1 protein-coding gene is annotated in these 430 nt (G+C 39.5%); it reads left to right on the top strand.

The window, feature by feature from the left end; translation table 11 throughout:
• A partial coding sequence (locus N3D17_07920) for a mannose-1-phosphate guanylyltransferase/mannose-6-phosphate isomerase (GenBank protein ID MCX8083287.1) occupies positions 1 to 292 on the top strand: 292 nt, incomplete at its 5' end.
• Positions 293 to 430: the final 138 nt, after the last annotated feature.

The raw sequence follows: 430 nt of genomic DNA, 5'->3' as shown, positions 1-430 counted from the left end.
CTCGGGCAACTTTGTCTTCAAGGTAAGCACAATTGTTGAAGAATTTGAAAAGAACGCACCAGATATTTATGCCTATCTTATGAAGGGTTATAAAAGTATGCTCAACAATTATTCTGTTCTGCCAGATATAGCCTTTGACTATTTAGAGATGGAGAAGACCAAAAGGGGTGCGCTGGTGCCCATGGATGTGCTTTGGAGTGATGTAGGTTCTTTTGAAGGTTTATACGGTTTGCTCGCAAAGGAAGATGGTGATAACGCATGCGTGGGCGATGTTATATGCGACAGCCTTTAAGGTAAGCACAATTGTTGAAGAATTTGAAAAGAACGCACCAGATATTTATGCCTATCTTATGAAGGGTTATAAAAGTATGCTCAACAATTATTCTGTTCTGCCAGATATAGCCTTTGACTATTTAGAGATGGAGAAGAC

The sequence above is a fragment of the bacterium genome, assembly GCA_026414725.1.
Taxonomy (GTDB): Bacteria; Ratteibacteria; UBA8468; order B48-G9; family JAFGKM01; genus JAAYXZ01.
Note: the sequence above shows the minus strand (reverse complement) of the source record. Positions and strands in the feature narration are given on the sequence as shown.